The organism is Alcaligenes sp. LTN-3 (assembly GCF_059735605.1).
Window position 1 is genome coordinate 299,434 of sequence record NZ_JCAPDN010000004.1, and the last position, 19,738, is coordinate 319,171.

At 56.3% G+C, this 19,738-nt stretch carries 15 protein-coding genes; 8 read left to right on the forward strand and 7 right to left on the reverse strand.

The genetic code is table 11. From position 1 onward, the window contains the following. The first annotated feature begins 127 nt into the window (after window positions 1–127). The 4 genes from AC6I6N_RS17795 to AC6I6N_RS17810 all read left to right on the forward strand — a co-directional run bounded on the left by AC6I6N_RS17795 (window position 128) and on the right by AC6I6N_RS17810 (window position 5,040). On the forward strand, window positions 128–2,386 hold the full coding sequence (locus AC6I6N_RS17795) for a xanthine dehydrogenase family protein molybdopterin-binding subunit (RefSeq protein ID WP_321265447.1): 2,259 nt from the start codon (window positions 128–130) through the stop codon (window positions 2,384–2,386). Between the two features lie 86 nt (window positions 2,387–2,472). Then, window positions 2,473–3,297 (forward strand): alpha/beta fold hydrolase, encoded by an 825-nt coding sequence (locus tag AC6I6N_RS17800; protein ID WP_230019228.1) that lies wholly within the window; start codon window positions 2,473–2,475, stop codon window positions 3,295–3,297. A gap of 80 nt (window positions 3,298–3,377) precedes the next feature. Next, window positions 3,378–4,430, forward strand: coding sequence for a 2,5-dihydroxypyridine 5,6-dioxygenase NicX family protein (locus AC6I6N_RS17805; RefSeq protein ID WP_121739521.1), 1,053 nt, complete (start codon window positions 3,378–3,380; stop codon window positions 4,428–4,430). Beyond that, window positions 4,417–5,040: an N-carbamoylsarcosine amidohydrolase gene (locus AC6I6N_RS17810; RefSeq protein ID WP_108728623.1), complete on the forward strand. Its 624-nt coding sequence runs from the start codon at window positions 4,417–4,419 to the stop codon at window positions 5,038–5,040. The genes AC6I6N_RS17805 and AC6I6N_RS17810 overlap by 14 nt, the downstream gene beginning before the upstream one ends. Window positions 5,041–5,579: 539 nt before the next feature. Here AC6I6N_RS17810 and AC6I6N_RS17815 read toward each other — a convergent pair. Next, on the reverse strand, window positions 5,580–8,879 hold the full coding sequence (locus AC6I6N_RS17815) for an autotransporter outer membrane beta-barrel domain-containing protein (RefSeq protein WP_497943698.1): 3,300 nt from the start codon (window positions 8,877–8,879) through the stop codon (window positions 5,580–5,582). 1,437 nt (window positions 8,880–10,316) lie between these two features. On the opposite strand from AC6I6N_RS17815, the gene AC6I6N_RS17820 reads away from it, so the two are divergent. Continuing rightward, the gene (locus tag AC6I6N_RS17820) at window positions 10,317–10,931 is read left to right on the forward strand and encodes a nucleotidyltransferase family protein (RefSeq protein WP_249460107.1); all 615 of its coding nucleotides are present in this window, start codon (window positions 10,317–10,319) and stop codon (window positions 10,929–10,931) included. On the opposite strand, the gene AC6I6N_RS17825 is transcribed toward AC6I6N_RS17820, so the two are convergent. Both AC6I6N_RS17825 and AC6I6N_RS17830 read right to left on the reverse strand, forming a co-directional pair. Further along, window positions 10,928–11,668 (reverse strand): flagellar brake protein, encoded by a 741-nt coding sequence (locus AC6I6N_RS17825; protein WP_094197606.1) that lies wholly within the window; start codon window positions 11,666–11,668, stop codon window positions 10,928–10,930. The two genes, AC6I6N_RS17820 and AC6I6N_RS17825, sit on opposite strands and share 4 nt — an antisense overlap. A 110-nt stretch (window positions 11,669–11,778) precedes the next feature. After that, window positions 11,779–12,699 (reverse strand): delta(1)-pyrroline-2-carboxylate reductase family protein, encoded by a 921-nt coding sequence (locus tag AC6I6N_RS17830; protein WP_249460104.1) that lies wholly within the window; start codon window positions 12,697–12,699, stop codon window positions 11,779–11,781. 212 nt (window positions 12,700–12,911) lie between these two features. Here AC6I6N_RS17830 and AC6I6N_RS17835 point away from each other — a divergent pair, with 212 nt between their 5' ends. Beyond that, window positions 12,912–13,328 carry a YidB family protein gene (locus tag AC6I6N_RS17835; RefSeq protein ID WP_094197604.1) on the forward strand — a complete coding sequence of 139 codons (417 nt, stop codon included), beginning with the start codon at window positions 12,912–12,914 and terminating at the stop codon, window positions 13,326–13,328. Window positions 13,329–13,477: 149 nt separating this feature from the next. Here AC6I6N_RS17835 and AC6I6N_RS17840 read toward each other — a convergent pair whose 3' ends face one another. Beyond that, window positions 13,478–14,758: a bifunctional O-acetylhomoserine aminocarboxypropyltransferase/cysteine synthase gene (locus AC6I6N_RS17840; protein WP_094197603.1), complete on the reverse strand. Its 1,281-nt coding sequence runs from the start codon at window positions 14,756–14,758 to the stop codon at window positions 13,478–13,480. Window positions 14,759–15,031: 273 nt separating this feature from the next. Here AC6I6N_RS17840 and AC6I6N_RS17845 point away from each other — a divergent pair, with 273 nt between their 5' ends. Together AC6I6N_RS17845 and AC6I6N_RS17850 are read left to right on the forward strand one after the other, a co-directional pair. Beyond that, window positions 15,032–17,746, forward strand: coding sequence for an AsmA family protein (locus tag AC6I6N_RS17845; RefSeq protein ID WP_497943699.1), 2,715 nt, complete (start codon window positions 15,032–15,034; stop codon window positions 17,744–17,746). Next, window positions 17,743–18,135 (forward strand): MOSC N-terminal beta barrel domain-containing protein, encoded by a 393-nt coding sequence (locus tag AC6I6N_RS17850; RefSeq protein WP_497943700.1) that lies wholly within the window; start codon window positions 17,743–17,745, stop codon window positions 18,133–18,135. Before AC6I6N_RS17845 ends, AC6I6N_RS17850 begins: the two co-directional genes overlap by 4 nt. 65 nt (window positions 18,136–18,200) lie before the next feature. Here the strand turns inward: AC6I6N_RS17850 and AC6I6N_RS17855 are convergent, their stop codons facing one another. The 3 genes from AC6I6N_RS17855 to rsmD all read right to left on the reverse strand — a co-directional run bounded on the left by AC6I6N_RS17855 (window position 18,201) and on the right by rsmD (window position 19,700). Further along, window positions 18,201–18,458, reverse strand: a complete 258-nt coding sequence (locus AC6I6N_RS17855) for a YfhL family 4Fe-4S dicluster ferredoxin (protein WP_009454772.1) — start codon at window positions 18,456–18,458, stop codon at window positions 18,201–18,203. A gap of 85 nt (window positions 18,459–18,543) precedes the next feature. Continuing rightward, window positions 18,544–19,050: a pantetheine-phosphate adenylyltransferase gene (gene coaD / locus AC6I6N_RS17860; protein ID WP_094197600.1), complete on the reverse strand. Its 507-nt coding sequence runs from the start codon at window positions 19,048–19,050 to the stop codon at window positions 18,544–18,546. A 20-nt stretch (window positions 19,051–19,070) separates the two neighbouring features. After that, window positions 19,071–19,700: a 16S rRNA (guanine(966)-N(2))-methyltransferase RsmD gene (gene rsmD / locus AC6I6N_RS17865; RefSeq protein WP_094197599.1), complete on the reverse strand. Its 630-nt coding sequence runs from the start codon at window positions 19,698–19,700 to the stop codon at window positions 19,071–19,073. Between the last annotated feature and the right edge of the window lie 38 nt (window positions 19,701–19,738).

The following is a 19,738-nucleotide window of genomic DNA, read 5'->3' on the forward strand; positions in this document are numbered from 1 at the left end:
GGATTTTATTAGGGTGTGTACGCTAGTAATCGATGTTTTGCCAGGGCGCATTTAAGGCAGGTTTTCAGGAACGAGTCCCTGAAGCCGGCTTCCCGCCTCTTATATAGAACCCAGCCAGGAGAGTGTGATGTCTTATGATGCGCCGCGCCACCAGCAGCAAGACTTGCTCAGGGCGTCTGGCACCTTGCTGATTTTAGCGGCACCGGCGCGGCCTCCCAAGCCTTCGCCCGGCCAGCCCGGCGTGGTGTCCGAGTACTTGCAGGCGCACGACGATGTCTTTGTCGCCGTATCCGAACAGGGCTGGGTGCGCGCTTTTCATGGGCACGTGGATCTGGGCACCGGTATTCAGACGGCGCTCAGTCAGATTGTGGCCGACGAATTGGATGTGCCGATGTCGCGTGTGCAAATGGTGCTGGGCCATACCGATGCTGTGCCCAATCAAGGCCCCACCATCGCCAGTGCGTCCATTCAGATTCATGCTGTGCCGCTGCGCAAGGCGGCGGCTCAGGCTCGACAATTACTGCTGGCACAAGCCGCAGAGCGCTGGACGTTGCGTACAGATCAACTACGAGTAGAGGACGGCACAATCATTGCCCCGGACGGACGCAGTCTAACGTACTGGCAATTGCTGGAAGGTCTGGAGCTGCGGGCCTATCTGGATAAGGAAACCCCCACCAAACCGGCCGAGCAATTACGCCTTGTAGGGACAGCCCAGGCGCGTGTCGATATTCCGGGCAAGGTCGCGGGGCAGTGGGTGTATGTCCACGATGTGCGTGTGCCTGGCATGTTGCATGGTCGTGTCGTGCGTCCTCCTTATATAGGACGTGATAGCGGCGACTTTATCGGTCGCAGCCTGGAGTCCGTGGATGAGGAGTCCATCCGCCATATTGCCGACGATGTGCGGGTTGTGGTGATTGGTGACTTTATCGGTGTGGTCGCGCGACGTGAAGAACACGCCATGCGTGCCGCCCGTGAATTGAAAGTGCGCTGGAAAGCGATTCCCCCCTTGGAGGACATGAGCAATCTGGAGCAACTGATTCGTCGTCAGCCCATGACGGAGCGATTGCTAACTGATACGGGCCCGGGCTTTGACGAGCTACCGCCTGAAGGCAAGCGCTTGAAGCGCAGCTATGTCTGGCCTTTTCAGTTGCATGCTTCCATTGGCCCGTCTTGTGCGCTGGCAGATTACAAACCCGGCCATAGCCGGATCTGGTCAGGTACGCAGAACCCGCATATGTTGCGTGTCCATTTGAGTCAATTGCTGGACGAAGATGAAGCCGGTCTGGAGATCATCCGTCACGAAGCAGCCGGTTGTTATGGCCGTAATTGCGCGGATGACGTGTGTGCGGATGCCTTGCTGTTGTCCCGAGCCGTTGGTGCACCGGTGCGTGTGCAGTTGACGCGTGAGCAAGAACACGGTTGGGAGCCTAAAGGCGCTGCTCAGTTGATGGATGTAGAAGGCTCGATTGATGCCGAAGGGCAACTGCGACATTACGATTTTGTCACCCATTATCCCTCCAACGATGCGCCGAACCTGGCGCTTTTGTTGACGGGACGGGAGTCGGCAGCCCCCCGCCAACTGGAAATGGGAGATCGCACGGCAGTACCGCCTTACAGCTATCCCAAGCAGCGCATTGTGTGTCAGGACATGCCCGCGATTGTGCGTGCTTCCTGGTTGCGCGGTGTGTCGGCCATGCCTAACTCTTTTGCGCATGACTGCTTTCTGGATGAGCTGGCAGTGGAAGCGGGTGTAGACCCCTTGAGCTATCGCCTGCGTTATCTGGATCAGGATGAGCGTGCCCAGGAACTGCTGCAGGCGGTGGCGGACAAGGGGCAATGGCAGATTGGACATCGAGGTTCTCGTGGGCAGCCAGATGAGCAAGGCTATCTCTACGGTCGAGGCTTGTCGTACGCCCGTTATATACACAGCAAGTTTCCTGGCTTTGGGGCGGCATGGTCAGCCTGGCTGCTGGATCTGCGGGTCCATGCGGAGACGGGCGTGATTGAGGTTCAGCAGATTTATGTGGGCCAGGACACCGGGCAGATGGTGAACCCGGCGGGCGTGCGTCACCAGATTCACGGCAATGTGATCCAGTCCTTGAGCCGTACTTTGTATGAGCAGGTGCGCTTTAACGCACAGGGTGTGGTCAGTGCGGAGTGGGGCGCCTATCCCATTGTTGATTTCCCGCGCATCCCGCCCATTGAAGTGATTTTGATGGACAGGCAGTCCGAGCCGCCGATGGGGTCGGGTGAATCTGCCTCCGTGCCCTGTGCCTCGGCCATTGCCAATGCTTTGTTTGATGCAACTGGCCGACGTTTTCGGCAGGTGCCTTTTACACCGGATGTGGTCCGGGCCGCGCTGGTTGCTACGCCCCAAACAGCGTAGGCAGCAGCAATTTTCATGGGTCGGGTTCAGGGCCTTTTAGTAGTACCAGGCTTTAGACCTGACGGTTTCAATCCAAGGACAGATTAATGAGTACCTTTCTTTACGGCGGCCATGTTCACGCCAATGGCATTCGTCAGCATTACTTGCGCTACGGCGGTTCCAGCCAGGGCCGCGATCAGCGTCCTGCCGTCATCATCGTGCCCGGCATTACCAGCCCGGCGGTGACCTGGGGTTTTGTGGGTGAGCAGTTCGGCAAGCACTTTGACACCTACATTCAGGACGTGCGTGGTCGTGGTTTGAGTGAAGCCGCCGAGGGCATGGATTACAGCCTGGATGCACAGGCCGATGATTTGATCGCCCTGGCTCAAGCCCTGGGTCTTAAAGACTACATCGTGGTCGGTCACTCCATGGGTGCCCGCATTGGTTTGCGTGCGGCTCACAAGAACAGCGATGGTCTGAACCGTCTGGTGATGGTTGATCCGCCAGTCTCCGGCCCGGATCGTCGTGCCTATCCTTCCAAGCTGCCCTGGTACGTGGATTCCATGGCCATGGCTCGCAAGGGCTGCACGGCTGAGGATATGCGCGCCTTCTGCCCGACCTGGACCGAAGAGCAATTGCAATTGCGTGCCCAGTGGCTGCACACCTGCCACGAGCCTGCGATTCTGGCCAGCTTTGAAGGGTTTCACACCGACGATATTCACGTCGACTTCCCGCATTTGAAGGTGCCTGCTTTGCTGATGACCGCCGAGCGTGGCGATGTGGTGCGTGATGAGGATGTGGCCGAGATTCAGCAACTGGCCTCTGGCGTGCAGCACGTTCGTGTGCCGAACGCCGGTCACATGATTCCTTGGGACAACGAAGCCGGCTTTTACGAAGCCTTCGGTGACTTTCTGGGCCAGCGCTTGGTGTGATGTTAAAGGGCCGCTACGGTGGCCCGTCGTGATGCAGAGGTTCCGCGTCAGTGCCGGAACCTCTCACAAGGAGAGACAAAATGGCAGTGAGTGATTATCAACTTATCGAAGCATGGCAAGAGGTGTTACGTCTGTCCAAGCTGCAAGCGGGTCAAACCGTGACCTTGCTGACCAGCTCGACCACGCACCCCCAGACCATGCAGTGCGCGCAGATTGCCGCTCAGTCCATGGGCGCGATTGTCAATCGTCTGGACTTGTTGCCGGTCAATGCGGAAAAAGCCTTGAGCCGTGACTCGCTGGCGTACTTGGGTACGACCCCGCTGACGGGCAACGAAGCAGCGATCGCCGCCTTGAAGGCCAGCGATCTGGTTTTGGACCTGATGACCCTGTTGTTCTCGCCCGAGCAGATCGACATTCTGAAGTCGGGTACCAAGATCCTTTTGGCTGTGGAGCCACCCGAAATTCTGGTTCGTACCGTGCCAACGGAAGCAGATCGCGCACGCGTGACTGCGGCGGCAGCCTTGATCAAGGCCGCCAAGGAAATGAGCATTACCTCGCCTGCTGGTACTAATCTGCGTTGCCCGCTGGGTGAATTCCCTGCGATTCGTGAATACGGTTTTGTAGATGAACCCGGTCGTTGGGATCACTGGCCTAGCGGTTTTGTGCTGACCTGGCCCAATGAGTTGGGCACCAACGGCACCATCGTGATCGACAAGGGCGACATTCTGTTGCCACAAAAGAAATACTCGACTGAGCAGATCATTCTGACCGTGGAAAACGGCTACGCCACCAAGATTGAAGGTGGTATTGAAGCCGAACTGCTGGACGAATACATGAAGACCTTCAACGATCCCGAAGGTTATGCGATTTCGCATATCGGCTGGGGTTTGCAGCCACGCGCCCACTGGTCCACCTTGGGCTTGTACTCGCGTGAGAACACGATTGGTATGGATGCTCGTGCCTTCGAGGGTAACTTCCTGTTCTCCCTGGGGCCGAACAACGAGGCAGGCGGCAATCGCACGACGGCCTGCCACATTGATATTCCTTTGCGACATTGCACGGTCAGCCTGGATGGCCGCGCCGTCGTGCGTGATGGCAAAGTACTGGACGGAGGCGTTGGTGAGTACGAATGAGGGAGCGGTTTACGCTCAACAAGGGTTTGGGTCGACGCTGGAGCCTAAGGCTCCGTATGGCTTGTTGATTATTGATCTGGTGAATGGTTTTGCTGACCCGGCGGTGTTTGGTGGCGGCAATATTCCTGAAGCCATCGAGAACACGCAGACCTTGCTGGCAACGGCGCGTGAACAGGGCTGGCCGGTGGCGCACACTCGTATCGTGTATGCCGATGATGGTGCAGATAACAACATTTTCAGCATTAAGGTCCCTGGCATGCTGGGTCTGACCGAAGACGCACACAACAGCCACATCGTGCCGGAGTTGGCTCCTGCACCCGGTGAATTTATTGTTCGCAAGAATGTGCCGTCGGCCTTCTTTGGTACGCCTTTGGCGGCCTGGCTGACGCAACGTGGTGTGCAAACACTGCTGGTCGCCGGTGCGGTTACCAGCGGTTGCGTACGTTCCAGCGTGGTTGATGCGATGCAATTGGGCTTCCGCCCCTTGGTGGTGTCGGACTGCGTGGGTGACCGTGCAATTGGCCCACACGAGGCTAACCTCTTCGACATGCGTCAGAAGTACGCCACCGTGGCAACGCGGGAAGAAGCGATGAAGTTGATTGGAGTGTAAGGCTTGGTGTTTTTAAGCCTTTGAGAAGAACGATGTGCTTCGTCATTTTTTAGCAGTTTGATTGACGGAGCCTGTGTCGTCCTTTTAGCAAGTCTGCGTCTACGGATTTGTGATCGAGTATCGGTGGTCTGCCGCTTGGGGGCAGGCTGTCGGACCTGCGCCCCTGGGAGCCGGATGGCTCTCGGGGGCTTTTTTTGGCTTTGCGTAGCAGTGGAGGGTTTTCTTGTAGGGCCCCTGTGTGGCTTGTCTTGGCGGGTCCCTTGCTCACGCCGTGCGTGGGTGCCCTTGTCAGTGCGCCGTTGCGGGCGGGCCGTGAACTCGGAGCGCGACTGCTCACCCGGACCGGCCGCAGGCGTGCTCCTTAAACAGCACGCCTTTTGCATCCCGCCTCGTTACTCTGCCCGTGGCAAGAACCCTGACTCACCCGCCAAGCCGCATTAGTGAACGCGTAAATAGTGTTGGGGGAATGCTTTGTGCATGTGCATCAGCGCCTCCCACCGTTTCAAGCAACAGTCACGTTTCCTGGTAAGTGTCTATTCTTAAAACGCCCAGCGCAGATTCATCTGCCCTTGTAGCGACGAATATCCACCGCCGAACTGTGAGCTGATGCCGGTGCCAATCGACAGACGCTCACTGCGTTGCCAGGTCAGGCCTGCACGCAGACTCATCGTGTCGCGGGGCAGCACGCTATTGCGGGTGTTGAACGCCGTATCCGTGGACGCAATGGCGAAACGGGCTGCTTGGGTCAGGTCGCGATCCAGCCATTCGTGATTCCAGCCCACGTCAACGTTCACGGCCAGCTTACTGCCATCAGTCAGGGCGCGATTCCATTGCGCCGTCAGCCCCAGGCTGGAGCGCAAGGCATCGACGCGCTTGCTGTCCAGGTGAAGGCGCGTGGCTGCATTACCCGATTCGTCGACTGATGGGCGGGACACCAAGGCATAGTTCATGCTGGCAAAGGAGCCTAGCGATAAGGAGGGGTTCAGCTCCCAAAGGTAGCCTGTGCCTGCGTCAATCGACAGATTGCGCCCCGTCCAGTCAGACGAGTGCGTGGCCTGATAGTCTCCAATGGCAATTTGCCTGCGCATATTGGCTTGTTCTAGCCCCAGTCGCAGCCCGCTGAATCCAAAAAGGCCTTCCCGTGCACCGGGGCGGTATTGCAGATGGGCAGCCAAGCCAAATGCGGTGGCTTTGCTCTTGCCGGAGTACGGGGCATCCGGTTTGACCGATAGATCTGAAATATCAAGCTGTGCTCCCACCGCGAAGTTGGGGGCCGACTCCAGGGCGCGCCCAGCTCCAAGGATCAGGCCATAGCTGTTGGCATCGTAGCCAAGCATGGAACCTCGCGTGTTCTGATCGCCACTTGAACCGAACACCAAGGCGTAGCCCTGCCAGTCGGTGCCGGGCCGCAACATGCTTTGGCTCAGTCCTTGGCGCGCGGTTTGCATGATCGAACGTTCATGCATCAGAGAAGCGGTCATCGCCGCACTGTAGCCAGCCGGTGAAATCTGATCCAGGGCAGCGGGTATTTGTGAGCCGTCCTTGGCCGAGAAGTCGAGTTCCTGGAACAGGGTTTGCGCGGGTGCCGGTGCGGCGGCGGCCAGCTTGAACAAAGCCTTGCCGGCTTCTCGTTGGTTGTCGTCGCCGCCATATTGGCTATAGGCATTGTCGGTGCGGGTGGCAGACAAACGGTAGCGCTCATTGCCCAACGGGGCAGCGTCAAACTGCAAGGTGGGCGATACGGCGGTGATCTGAGTGGCGTCGAAGCTGCCGCTGTAGCTGGCGGCTTCGATAAATGAGCCTGTGTCGGCAGACCAGGCGTTTTGATACCAGTCCGCCACAGGCGTCAGTTGCAGCGTTCCGGCCAAATCGGCATTACCACTGACGGCAAGTGCGTCGTGGTCGCCTTTACCATCAAATTCGGCTAATAGGCGGCCCGTTGCTGTTTGTTGGAAGTCGCCATTTACCTGAATGCGCCCGACTGAGTTACCAGGCGTCAGGGTGCCGGCGTTAATCAGGGCCTGACCGCTGGCCAGATCGAAGCGGGCATTGCCGCCCAATGTCGCCGCTTCGTGGATGGCGGCGCTGTGGACCTGCACGTTACCGTTCAGTTGTGTTGTACCGCCGTCAAAGGACAGGGTCAGATTGTCTTTGCCTGTGATGTTCCCGGCGTAGCTCAAGTGGAAGGTGGTATCGGGTTGATCGATGCTGCGGCCCATATGATCGGCAGCCTGCCCAAACGACAGCGTAGTCAGACGTAGCTGGTTCTGGTCGTCGCGTTGTGCATACTGCGAGATGATATCGCCTTCAATCTGGGTACCTTGCATCAGGTTGATACGCCCGACGTAGGCATTGTCAGAAATCAGGATGGCAGCTTGCCGGCCTGCGATCCGCCCGCTAATGTCGGCTTGTTTAACCAGGGGGCCGTTCAGCTCGGGGAGCAGGGCTTGATCGACGCCTTCAATACTGCGTATATAGGAACCACGACGCTCGGTATGGTTGCCCAGGGAGTTGGTGCCAAAGTCAAAACGCAGGCCGACACCTTGAGGGCCAGTAGCCTGGATGTCGCCGCGATGCACCAGCGTATGCCCACGGCCGTAGGCAAATTGAATACCTTGCCCGTTCAAGCCATCTGCGTAGATTCTGACGCCTGGGTCGATAATAAGCGTGTTGTTCTGACCATCGACCCGTATGCCTGCTCCACCTGATCCGGCTGCCAGCAGGTCAGCCGCTTGTCGGACCTGATTGTTGCTGCCGTAGATATGCAGGCCCAGACCCAGTGTGGATTGGTTGTATTGGCCTGGAAGGTACTGTGTGCCTTTGGCATTACGGGCAAAGAAGCCTTGGGTATTGACCAGCTCAAGGCCATCGCCGTAGATTGAGCGCCCAAAGAAGTTGGCCCGGTCAATGGTGTAGCCCAGATCTTGCAGTACTGCCAATTCAGCTTCCATGAAGCCTGAATAGTTGCGGTAGTTCTGGTGGCTCATGACGCTGTTTTGAAGCTCGATATGGCTCATGAAGTTGTTGTCTATGCCGCCACCTTCACCCAGCATCTTTACGGGCACACCACGCAGGCCACCAGCCAGCACTTGTTCGATGTGCGTTCCGGTCAGATAGCCCTTGTCCTGACGCACATCAAAAGCGTCGGGGTCGTAGGAGTTGTCGCAGCCATCGCACAGAATCTTCTGGCCAGCGCGTGCCGGTTTGCCATTGTCGTCTCTTAGCAGTTGGGTCCAGCTACTGAGTTGGCTTTCAAAGTAGGGTTGGGTCTCATCCAAACTGCCTCTGTCCTCCACGCTGCTTAAAATGCCCAGCCCATGGGCAATTTCGTGAACGGCTGTCAGCAGTACGCTGTCTTTTCCGCTAAGGGGAGTTTGTGTAAACGCCTGGTTTGCTGCGTAATCGTCTTGGCCCAGGCCAAAAAAGCCATGTCCACCAAAGGGCAGTGTGCCGGTTGCAGGCGACAGGCCGAACATGTTTTGCTGCATCTGCGTCAGTGCGCTTTGACCGCCATTGGCGGTGGGTGAGCCTCCGTAGGCATTGCCTGGGTCATTAATCGTGCCGATATTGACGATGGTCGCAGGGTTGTCGCCTTGGGGCTGCAATATTTCAGCCCAATAGCCCATGCCTTCAAGGAGCTGTTCTTTATAGGCTTGATGGCCCTCCCAGCTCCAGAATGACGTTTCGTCATTGTCGAATGAACCGTCGTTCATATCGAAAAACCGTGCGATAAACACGGTGCGCCCCGCTGCATTTGTAACGGTTCTGTCTTCCAGGGCATGAGCTGCCAGGGGCGCAATAGCAAGCGCCAGGGCGGTATACAGTTTTGTTAGTTTCATTGTTGAGCAGGTGTTGAATGCGCGAGATATTGTTTGCACTGAATGGCCCCTGAGGTAGAGGAAACAGTTTGATTAGCGTGGGGCGTTCATTGTTGCTGCATCGGGGCTGGCGGATGAAAGGGATTCCCTCGGCCTGCGTCGGGAAAATATAACAGATGGTGTCAAATAGATATTGTTGGTTTTAAACCTTTGGCCCTCCTTTTTAAACGCGGGGTATCTGCTTTTTTCGAATTTCGAATTTCGAATTTTGGGCTTAGGGCTTAGGGCTTAGGCTTAGGGATTGGGGTAGTAGAGCGCTTGTTCTGGGGCGGCTTTCTTCTGGGCGTGCCGTTTGGGCTTTGCGTAAGGGAGTGGATGGTTTTCTTGTGGGGCCCGGAGACGGCTTGTCTTGGCGGGGCCCTTGCCCACGCTGCGCGTGGGTGCCCTTGTCAGAGTGCCGGGGCGGGCGGGTCGTGAACTCGGAGCGCGGTTTGTCCCTCCGGACAAACCGCAAGCGTGCTCCTCAAACAGCACGCCCCTTGCATCCCGCCCCTGCACTCTGCCGGCGGCAAGAGCCCTGACTCGCCCGTCAAGCCGTCCCCGGGCCCCACAAGAAAACAAGCAACACGGGTGAAAGCACAAACGGCACTTGCGGAGGTGGGATGAAAGGTAAGGGTCCAGATTGGATGGGAAGGGAAGGGAGGGGGGCTTTGGCTGAGGCTGAATGTTCTCGGGGTTTGGGGATATCAGTTTAGATGTGGTTTTTAATTGTTCTTTTGTGTTTAGAGGGAAAGTAAAACGAAGAGTGGCAGTGGAGTGTGAGTTTAGAGATCCCGTGAATGAGTAGAGCTCTTGGTGTGCTATCAGGACAGGACACGTAGTAAATCAGCAAGTTAGTTCTGCTCTTGGTTGTTGAGTTGTTGATGTGACGAGCCTGATTTGGGGACTGTAAAGAGCAAGGTGATAGATTTTTAGGAAGTGCAGAAGAGCAGAACGATAGGAGCCTAGAAACTGCAGAAGAGCAATGCACGAGGCCTTGTTTGTTCAAAGAGCCCGTAAGAGATTGGTAGATAAAAAGCCATTGTGAGCCGTTCAGTCGGCCTGCTGGGGTGTAGGGGCGGATCAGAGTACTTGCCGCGGTCAGGAGATAGCGTAGGGGTGTAAGCATCCTGCTGTTTGAGCGGGGCGCTTGTGGTTCGTCCGGGGGACGAACCACCCCGCGAGTTCAGGATGCGCCCGTAGCTATCTCCTGATAAGGGCACCGGTGCGTAGCACCGGCAAGTGCTCAGCCCCGACACCCCAGCAGGCCGACTGAATGGCGTCTTCACAGAGACTTCTTTGATCCACTCATCACGGCTTTTTAACCATGCTTGTCCCCTCAGGCTTCTTTCTATTAGTCTAGTGAACGACGCAATACGCATTGTCGACGAGACATTACCTAGTTCAAAAGGAGCCAGGATGGCAGGGCAGCAGCATGTATCCGGGGTGACGGGCATTATTCTGGCGGCGGGCCTGGGGCACCGCTTCGACCCTTCGGGTCAGCAGTTGAAGTTATTGGCCAAGATGGACGATGGCAGAACGATGGTGCGCCGTGTCTGTGAGACGGCCTTGTCTGTGCTCGATGAGGTGCTGATTGTTTGTGATGTGCATGAGCGGATTTTGCGTCAGGAGCTGGACGACTTGCCGATCAGTTTCGTTCAGGCGCCTGCTGCCATCCGCGGTATGGGAGTCAGCCTGAAAGCCGGGATACAGGCTTGCAGTCCCCAATATGGTTATGTCGTTTTACTGGCCGATATGCCTTGGTTGCGGCCAAGCTCTGTGGCGGCAGTCGCTCAGGCGGTGCAGGATGGGGCCGGGATCGTGCGTCCCGTTTTCAATGGGCAGACGGGCAATCCCGTCGGCTTTGGTCTGGCGTGGCGTCAACCGCTTCTGGCGCTTTCAGACGAGCAAGGCGCGCGGGCCTTGTTACAGGCCAATAAGGATCAGACCTTGTGGGTGCCTTTAGTGGATGAGGGTATCTTGCGCGATGTGGACACCCCCGGTGATTTGGAGATGTCCCGGACGTCGAATTAACCGTGACCGCGCTGTTTGGCGATCTGTTGGCGTTCCAGGCGGCTGATGTAGTGCTGAATGGCCATCTGCGTGGAGGCTGATAGATCAATAAACGTACAGCCCAAACGGTGAATTTGTTTACCGTTCGCTAGTTGTTGTGTCTCGGTACGCGCCACTTGTAGAGCCACGACAAAAGAACCGGCCTGCGGCAGCTCCAGCAGGGACTCGGTTTTATGCGCACCAATCACCTCTGCCAGGCTTTGCGATTCGTCCACCAAGGACAAGCCGCCGCCACTGATATCGTGCAACAGAAAACTCTTGGCTTCGTTATTCAAGCGCAAGATCACCATAGCCGGTTCGCTGACAGGCACGGTGACGCGGAAGAATTCGCGTCGTTGTAAGCGGCGGATGGATTCGGGAATTGGGATCGCCAGGGCCGGCTGTCCTTCGTAGGACACGACCTCCGGTGTAGGCCCTTGAAATGTCACCTTGATCTTGTCTATCGAGGTCTCGAAACTGGTGTGTTCGGACTGCAACAGATTGCGGGTTTTTTCTTCTTTGTTGGCGGTATCGATCACCACCACATTGTTGTCCAGATCAATATCTAAAATGGTGGTCACAATCCGGTCATTGCCCCGATTGGCCTCCATGTGCAAGAGAAGGCCCCCTTTTTCGATGGCCCGTAAAACACGCAGAATTTCAAACTTGGACTGGATCTGATACGGATCGTCTTCGATAGGAGGCAACTGAGAGGTCATGAGGGGCGCAGGAAAAAAAGTCGGTCAATAACTGTAAGGGATTGTACGCGCCAGATTAACACTCTGGGCTTGTTTGGAGTATGGCAGCAATTGATTAGCGTCCTAAGTATTTAAACTGGGTTTACATGCTGCAAAGCACAGCGTGCTGCTGCTAAATCCCAGGCTGCAGAGCCCACGGATTTGAAGAATAAAGGTTTATCTCTGGGTGCTGGCGTGCGCAGCACTTGATGAATGCTGTGAACCTGTTCCCAGGCTACGTTGGCCTGAATCAGGTCGCCGGCTTCTTGGCGCGCTGCGCAGACATCATCCGCGTAGAGGTGGCTGGCTAGCAGGGTATGGGGCTCGAACTCGGCCATATCAGCCTGGAATGCTCCTACGCCAATCAACAGGCGGTCCAGGCGGGCAGGCTCGTGATAGACCGGTGTCAAGCTGGATGTCAGGGTAATCAGGACATCCGTTTTTTCAGGAATGGCCGCAGCAGCCTGAACCCGATCTCCAAACTGATTTTGCAAGGATGTGGCCACCGCTTGGGCACGGCCAATATTGCGGCCTGTCAGGGTGACGCGGGCCTGAGGGTACAGCGTCATGATGGCATCGCAGTGTGCCTGGGCCTGCTGCCCGTATCCCAGCAAGGTGATGTGTTCGGGGCCATGAGGCCACAGTGCCTGAATCCCCAACATGGATACGGCGGCAGTACGACGTTTGGACAAGGTGGGGGCATCCAGGACCAGCACGGGTAAGCCATGTTGAGCGTCGTAGACGCTAACCAGGCCCTGGATGCTGCCAAGACCTTGTTGCTGATTGTCCAGCATCACATTAACCAGTTTGTGCACACCGATATCGTGAGAGACCGCAGGCATGGACAGCATTTTTCCTGCCGTTGGGTAGCTCAGAACTTGCCGGGTGGGGGCGACGATAGTGCCAGCGGCATATTGGGCCATGGCTTTGCCTAACTGGGCGACCAGCTCCGGATAAGGCAGAGCGCGGGCAGTCTCTTCAGGGGACAGGACGGTATAGCAAGCGTGTGTCATTCCAGAATCTCCAGGGAGTCGATCTGTGTGGCGTGCCGAACTATCAATCCAGTGTAGCGTAGGCCCAGCCCAGAGCAATAGGGCTTTGGCGTCCGTGACCTATTGACCCACCTTGACAATTAAGCTGCCCCGTCTGACGGTTTGTCACGGCATAATGAGAACCGATATCAGCACCCGCTGACGCACGGTGCCATGCATTGGGGAGAAAAATAATGAGTTTGCTTAATTCTGTTGTGTCGGCCTTGTCGGCTACGGATTCCAAATCCAAAGAGCAGGGCGCCTTGTTGCCTGCGCTGATTCAGGTGATCAGCACGTATCCAGGTGGTTTGAGCGGCCTGATTGAACGCTTTCGCGCGGGTGGTTTTGGTGAGGTGGTCTCGTCCTGGATTTCGCAGGGCAGCAATCAGGAAATTGGCCAGCAGGACTTGCTGAGCGTGATGGGTCAACCAGCGATCAAGCAATTGGAAGATTTGTCGGGTCTGAACCAGCAAAGCGTGCTGGAGAACCTGAAGATCATGTTGCCGTCCTTGATCAATCAAGCCAGCCCGAATGGTCAGTTTGATCCGTCCCACATTACCGATGCCAGCAGCTTGCTGGGCGGTTTGGCACAGCTATTTCGCAAGTCCTGATGAGCTTGCGCCAGTAACACGGCCAGCCTGATGGCTGTGTCGAGAAAATATCAAAAAGCCTGGAGTCGGTGCTATGCCGATTCCAGGCTTTTTTAGCTTGATGCGGACAAACCTGCACAGCTATTGCGGCCTGTACAGGATTTCTGGTTTTAGCCGCGTGCCGCTGCTTCCAGGGCTTGTTCCAAGTCAGCCAGAATGTCGTCGATATGTTCCAGGCCCACGGATAGGCGAACCATGTCCTCGCTTACGCCTACCGCCGCCAGTTCTTCGGCGTTCAGTTGACGGTGTGTGGTGCTGGCAGGGTGGCAAGCCAGGGATTTGGCATCGCCAATATTGACCAGGCGCAGCACCAGATTCAGTGCGTCGATAAAGCGGGTACCCGCTTCAATACCGCCTTTGATACCAAAGGACAGAATCGCTGCAGGTTTGCCGCCCATGTAGCGCTTGGCCAGTTCGTGGTCAGGATGGTCAGCCAGACCTGCGTACTTGACCCAAGATACCTGTGGGTGGGCGTTCAGATACTCGGCCACTTTCAAGGCGTTTTCGGTGTGGCGTTCCATGCGCAAAGGCAAGGTTTCGATGCCTTGCAGGATCTGGAAGGCGCTCAAGGGAGCCAGGGCAGCGCCGGTATTGCGCAGCGGAGCCACGCGGCAGCGGCCAATGAAGGCGGCCGGGCCGAAGGCTTCGGTGTAAACCACGCCGTGGTAGGACGGATCAGGTGTGTTCAGGATGGCAAAGCGCTCTTTGTGCTCGGCCCAAGGGAATTTGCCGGAGTCCACTACCATGCCAGCGATGGTCGTGCCATGACCGCCCATGTATTTGGTCAGTGAGTGCACCACGATGTCGGCACCGTGTTCGATAGGACGGCACAGGGCAGGGGAGGCAACGGTATTGTCGACAATCAGGGGGACGCCATGACGGTGGGCGGCATCGGCCAGCGCACGGATATCAATGATGTTGCCAGCCGGGTTGCCGATGGTTTCGCAAAATACAGCGCGGGTGCGGTCGTCAATCAGGGCTTCCAGCGCGTCGATGTCGTTGGGCTGGGCAAATTTGACGGTAATGCCTTGGCGCGGGAAGGAGTGTGCGAACAGGTTGTAGGTGCCGCCGTACAACTTACTGACAGACACAATGTTGTCGCCAGCCTCTGCAATCGTTTGGATAGCATACGTGATGGCCGCCATGCCAGAGGCGACAGCCAATCCCGCAATCCCGCCTTCCAGTGCTGCGACACGCTCTTCGAGCACAGCATTGGTGGGGTTCATGATGCGGGTGTAAATATTGCCGGGTACCTTCAGGTCAAACAGATCCGCGCCGTGTTGCGTATTGTCGAAAGCGTAGGAAGTGGTCTGATAAATCGGAACAGCAACAGCTTTTGTGGTCGGATCTGGCTGATAGCCAGCATGAATGGCAAGCGTCTCTAGTTTCATGATTGGTTCTGGAATTGATGATCAAGTGGCTTATATAGGATAGAGCAAGCATAACCCCTGTATGTCGTGAAATGTATCTAAGGCTGCCGACATTAATAATATGTCTTTATTTCCTTCGGTAATAATGGCGTATTACTGACAACCGACTCTGCTTTTTAGAATACGGGTGGATATTTCTTATTTTCGTTACTTACCAATCGCCCGACATGGGTTAGCATTTCGTATCCGGGCAGATGGCGTGTTGCATCCTGCCCCGAGGTCCTAGAGGCTTACATGAAAGTATGGTTTAAGCGGGGCTTATTCAGCCTCGTCGTTTTAGCTATTGTCACGGTGGTAGGCGGGGCGATTTTCCTGCTGACATTCAATCCCAATTCGTACAAACAGAAGCTGGCTGATATCGTCCAGCAAAAGTATCAACGTACGCTCAAGATTGACGGTGATATCGAACTTTCTTTATTTCCCCGCATCGGCCTGTCCGTGCAGGGGCTGTCCCTGTCTGACCGTAATTCGGAAGATCCCTTCGCTTCTTTGGAAAGCGCCCGCTTTGCCGTGGCGCTTTGGCCGTTGATCAATAACCGTCTGGTGGTCGATCATGTCGCTGTTACGGGCTTTAAAGCCTGGATTGTGCGCGATGAAGAAGGCAAGTTGAATTTTGATGACCTGCTGCAGGCACCACCCGCTGGTCCACCACTGCCGGTGGCTCGTTCTGGCGTGTCTTTGCTGCCCGCTGCCCAAGCGGCCGAGGCTCCACAGGAAAACCCCGTTGAGCCCGCACCTGAATCCTTGCCGGTTCCTGAGTTGATTGCCAAGCGTTCCGGTAGCGAGACGGATTTCCAGATTGATATTGCGGGTCTGAGCCTTAAGGGGGGCGAGATCCATTACTTCAGCAAACGCAGCAATGTGATTGGCCGTTTGCTACAGCTGGAAGTGAATACGGGCCGCATGACCTTTGGTCAGCCTTTTGATGTGGCGTTCAAAAGCCGCCTGTCGGGTGACTATCCCCTGGCAGACGGTGTGCTGGAGGGGCAGGGGCAACTGAGTCTGGACCCCGCTTCCAAATCCTATGGCGCCCAGAAACTGAATGTGAGCTTTGTCGGTGATCTGGACGAGTTGCAGGCGCAAAGTCTGACCGTTAAGGGTAATGTGGCTTACAAGTCCGCCCAGCGTCAGTTCAGCGCCACCAATCTGGATACACAATTGCAAGGTCAGTGGCGGGGCGCTTATCCAGTCAGCGATCTGAGCGCTTCGCTGAGCACGCCCAAGATGCAGATCGACAGCGTCAGCGATCTGGTGTCGTTCGAAAAGCTGGCTTTGCGTGTTCGTGGCAAGAATGAAGATCAGGACCTGGATCTGGCCTTGGATGTGCCTCGCATCCAGGTATCGCCTGCCCAAGCGGAAGGATCGCCTGTCGTTGCCAGCCTGAAAGTCAGCGGCCCCCGAGTTTTGGGGCTGGGCTTGACCTTGCAGGGTTTGTCCGGCAACAGCCAGGAATTGATCTTTGAGCAGGCCAAGCTGGATGGAGCGATCAAACAGGGCAGCCGTGTCGCTCAGTTCAAGGCAAGCTCCCCCTTGCAGTGGCAACCCTCAAATGAATGGCTGCGTCTGCCGGAGATTCAAGCCAATATTCGCGTTGAAGACCAAGCCGATGCAGGTAGCCGTTTTGAAATGCCTATCACCGGTCAAGCTGACCTGAACAAAGGCAAGCAGGAATACAGTGCGCAGTTAAGCAGCAGCACCGAGCAGGCTCAAGGCAGTCTTGATGTGACTTTGCACGATAAGGGCAAGGGTCCCTTGCTGGATGCGATCCTGAAAGCTGACAAGCTGGATTTGGATGAACTGCGCTCGATTTTCTGGGCGACGGCCCCTGAAGTGGTACCCACAACAGAGCCGGAACCCCAGGCGCAGGCACCTGAAGCGGCAACCGAGCAGGCGCCAGCTAAAGAGGGCGGTGAACAGGCCGAGCAGCCCAAGGCCGAAGAGGCAGATGCCGCAGCACCAGCAGAGCAAGAACCCGACGCGGCTTTGTCCTACCCATGGCTGGACAAGGTTACTTTTGATCTGCGTTTTGAAATCGAAAAACTGCGCAGCCTGGGTGTGGTGATGGATCAGGTCAAGGCCCAGATCAAGAACCAGGGCCAGGTGGTCAGTTTGTCCCAGTTCACTGCACAGGCTTATGAAGGCCAGTTCCAGGCCAAGGCCAAGGTTGAGCCAGGCAAGCGTTTTGAGCTGGATCTGAAGCTGCAACAAATGCAGGTTGGATCGCTCTTGCTGGATGCTTTCGGCAATGATTATTTGGCAGGCAAGGGCAATGTGAGCCTGGACCTGAAGGCTCAAGGCGCCACGCAGCAAGAACGTCTGAATGCGCTGGAAGGCGGCCTGACTGTCGATTTGCAGGATGGCAGTTGGCGCAGCGTAGACCTGGACCAAAGTGTGCGTGATATTAATGAGGCCGTACGCAATGCTTTTAGCGGCCAGATTCCTTTGTTGCTGCCCGAGTCTGACCCCTTGCGTCGCACGGTGTTGAACCGTCTGCAAGGCAATTTGGATATCAAGAAAGGGCAAGCCACTTTCCGCAATTTCCGCGCAACCACGCCAATATTGACGGTGACCACGGCCAAAGGTGCCAAGCTGGATTTGGTGTCCCAGCAAGCGGATGTAACCTTGCAGGTGCGTTTGAACCGTAACAACCTGGATGCCGAAGAGCGCAAGTCTTTCCAGGATCTGCGCAATGTGCTGATCCCTATCCATATTTCTGGACCTTGGGCAGCGTTGTCCTACCAGATTCAGTGGAAGGACATTGCCAGCAACTCCATCAAGAAAGCGCTGCAGGACGGTTTGCTGGATTTGTTGAGCCAGCAAGTCTCGGAGGCCAAGGCAGAGTCCAGGCCCGATGTGAAATCCGAGGTGGAACAGATCATCAAGAAAGAGCTGCAAGACAAGGTGCCGCAAACCGTCGGCGAAGCCATGAAACAATGGTTCAAGCCATGAGTGCGAGGGACGTGGTGAGTTTGCCCCAAGAGACGGTTTGCCTGTTGCAAGGCGGTCCGGCTCTAAGTGGCAGTAAGGCACTGGCCTGCAAGGGGCGCTGGGTATTGGGGGATGATCAGGGGCGGGTTCTGGCTGCTGATGCGTTGCCCGCTTTGGCAGGGTTAAGCGTAGAGCTGCGTTTTGGTCAACTGGTGCTGCGCGCTCCCGGTATGCTGCGTCTGGAAATTGAAGTGGACGTCATCGAGGACGATCCGGATTCTTTTTCCCTGTGGCAGGAAAATGGCCAGCCCGTGCAATTGGTGGATGAAGGGGATTTGCCTGCACGTTGGTTCAGCCGCTATACAGGCCAGCCCTTGCGGTTGCTAAAGCGTTTGCCGCAAACTGACTAAGCCCCCCTTGCGCTGTGACCCTACATATCACAAGCCCTGCCATGAGCAGGGCTTGTTTTTTCTGTTTATGTCGTGGGTTCGGACTGTAGCCGGTGATAGCGAGCCAGCAGGGTTTCCTGGCTTTCCTGGTGTTGGGGGTGAACTTCGATGCACTCGACCGGACACACCACCACACACTGTGGCTCGTCAAAGTGGCCAACGCATTCCGTACACAGGTTGGGATTGATCTCGTAGATCTCCTCACCCATGTAAATAGCCAGATTGGGGCACTGCGGCTCACAAACGTCGCAGTTAATGCATTCTTCAGTAATGTGCAGTGCCATCGCGCAGTGTCCTGATAAACGTGGTCCTTGGATTTGACCAGTCGGTCACCTTACAGTGTAGTACGGACCGCTGCACAGGGCGAGTTCAGGTCGCTGAAACCGCTTGTTGCTTGCGCTCCTGGGCTTTGGTTTGTAGCCAGCGCTCCACAGACGGGAACACAAATTTGCCCACATCGCCGCCCAAAATGGCAATTTCGCGCACGATGGTGCCAGAGATGAACTGGTACTGGTCCGAGGGGGTCATGAACATGGTCTCGACTTCGGGCAGTAAGTGACGGTTCATGCCCGCCATTTGAAATTCGTATTCAAAGTCGGACACGGCGCGCAGGCCACGTACGATAACGCGACCATTTTGTTCGCGCACAAAGTCCTTGAGCAGGCCGGAAAAGCTTTTCACTTCCACGTTCGGGTAGTGGCTGAGCACTTCGGAGGCGATCTCAACACGCTCTTCAACGGTGAAGAAAGGGCGCTTGTTCTGGCTGGAGGCCACACCGACCACGACGTGATCGAAAAGGTTGGCGGCTCGCCGGACAAGGTCTTCATGGCCTCGGGTCAGGGGGTCGAAGGTGCCGGGGTAAACAGCTGTGATCATGGTGCATCCGCGTAAGGGGTTCAAGTTGGCAGGTCGGCGTCCGGGGAGAGCGGTGCAGGCGTCCCGGAAAATTCGGCATTATTGACTGTTTTTTGCATCGCAGCAAATCGCAACAAATGATAATGTACCTGCCCTGCCTTATCCTGTCGTAGTATCCCGTATTGATCCGGGGCTTGTATAGGGGTTTCGGATTCAATGTAAACCAGCGCGTCCGGTGCCAGCACATTGGGCAGCAAGGGCCAGATACGGTCCATCCAGTCTTGCGCAAAGGGTGGGTCTATAAAGACCAGGTCGTAGCGCATCTGGCTGCGCTCCAGAATATGAAGGGCGTCGCCAGCATGGATGCGCACGTGCTCTGCCTTGAGTTTGGTACGCAGGCTGCGCAAATTGGTCACTGCGGGCCCGTGGCGTTCCACCATTTGTACAAAGGCGACACCGCGCGAGGCCGCTTCAAAGCCTAACGCTCCGCTACCGGCAAACAGGTCCAGCACGTTCTTGTCACTGAATTGACCACCCCAGAAGTGGTTAAGCCAGTTAAACAGTGTTTCGCGTACACGGTCCGGTGTGGGCCGCAGACCGGGTGCATCGACGACTGAAATCGGTGTGCGACGGTAATCACCACCTACAATACGGACAGCATGTTTTCTCATTAGCGCTTTGATCGGATAATGTGGTCATTCAACAGAAT

What these genes read in the sequence shown, in the direction of transcription:
- AC6I6N_RS17795 (WP_321265447.1), top strand. Translation starts at nt 128, where the DNA reads ATGTCTTATGATGCGCCGCGCCACCAGCAGCAAGACTTGCTCAGGGCG.
- AC6I6N_RS17800 (WP_230019228.1), top strand. Translation starts at nt 2,473, where the DNA reads ATGAGTACCTTTCTTTACGGCGGCCATGTTCACGCCAATGGCATTCGT.
- AC6I6N_RS17805 (WP_121739521.1), top strand. Translation starts at nt 3,378, where the DNA reads ATGGCAGTGAGTGATTATCAACTTATCGAAGCATGGCAAGAGGTGTTA.
- AC6I6N_RS17815 (WP_497943698.1), bottom strand. Translation starts at nt 8,879, where the DNA reads ATGAAACTAACAAAACTGTATACCGCCCTGGCGCTTGCTATTGCGCCC.
- AC6I6N_RS17820 (WP_249460107.1), top strand. Translation starts at nt 10,317, where the DNA reads ATGGCAGGGCAGCAGCATGTATCCGGGGTGACGGGCATTATTCTGGCG.
- AC6I6N_RS17825 (WP_094197606.1), bottom strand. Translation starts at nt 11,668, where the DNA reads ATGACCTCTCAGTTGCCTCCTATCGAAGACGATCCGTATCAGATCCAG.
- AC6I6N_RS17830 (WP_249460104.1), bottom strand. Translation starts at nt 12,699, where the DNA reads ATGACACACGCTTGCTATACCGTCCTGTCCCCTGAAGAGACTGCCCGC.
- AC6I6N_RS17835 (WP_094197604.1), top strand. Translation starts at nt 12,912, where the DNA reads ATGAGTTTGCTTAATTCTGTTGTGTCGGCCTTGTCGGCTACGGATTCC.
- AC6I6N_RS17840 (WP_094197603.1), bottom strand. Translation starts at nt 14,758, where the DNA reads ATGAAACTAGAGACGCTTGCCATTCATGCTGGCTATCAGCCAGATCCG.
- AC6I6N_RS17845 (WP_497943699.1), top strand. Translation starts at nt 15,032, where the DNA reads ATGAAAGTATGGTTTAAGCGGGGCTTATTCAGCCTCGTCGTTTTAGCT.
- AC6I6N_RS17850 (WP_497943700.1), top strand. Translation starts at nt 17,743, where the DNA reads ATGAGTGCGAGGGACGTGGTGAGTTTGCCCCAAGAGACGGTTTGCCTG.
- AC6I6N_RS17855 (WP_009454772.1), bottom strand. Translation starts at nt 18,458, where the DNA reads ATGGCACTGCACATTACTGAAGAATGCATTAACTGCGACGTTTGTGAG.
- coaD (WP_094197600.1), bottom strand. Translation starts at nt 19,050, where the DNA reads ATGATCACAGCTGTTTACCCCGGCACCTTCGACCCCCTGACCCGAGGC.
- rsmD (WP_094197599.1), bottom strand. Translation starts at nt 19,700, where the DNA reads ATGAGAAAACATGCTGTCCGTATTGTAGGTGGTGATTACCGTCGCACA.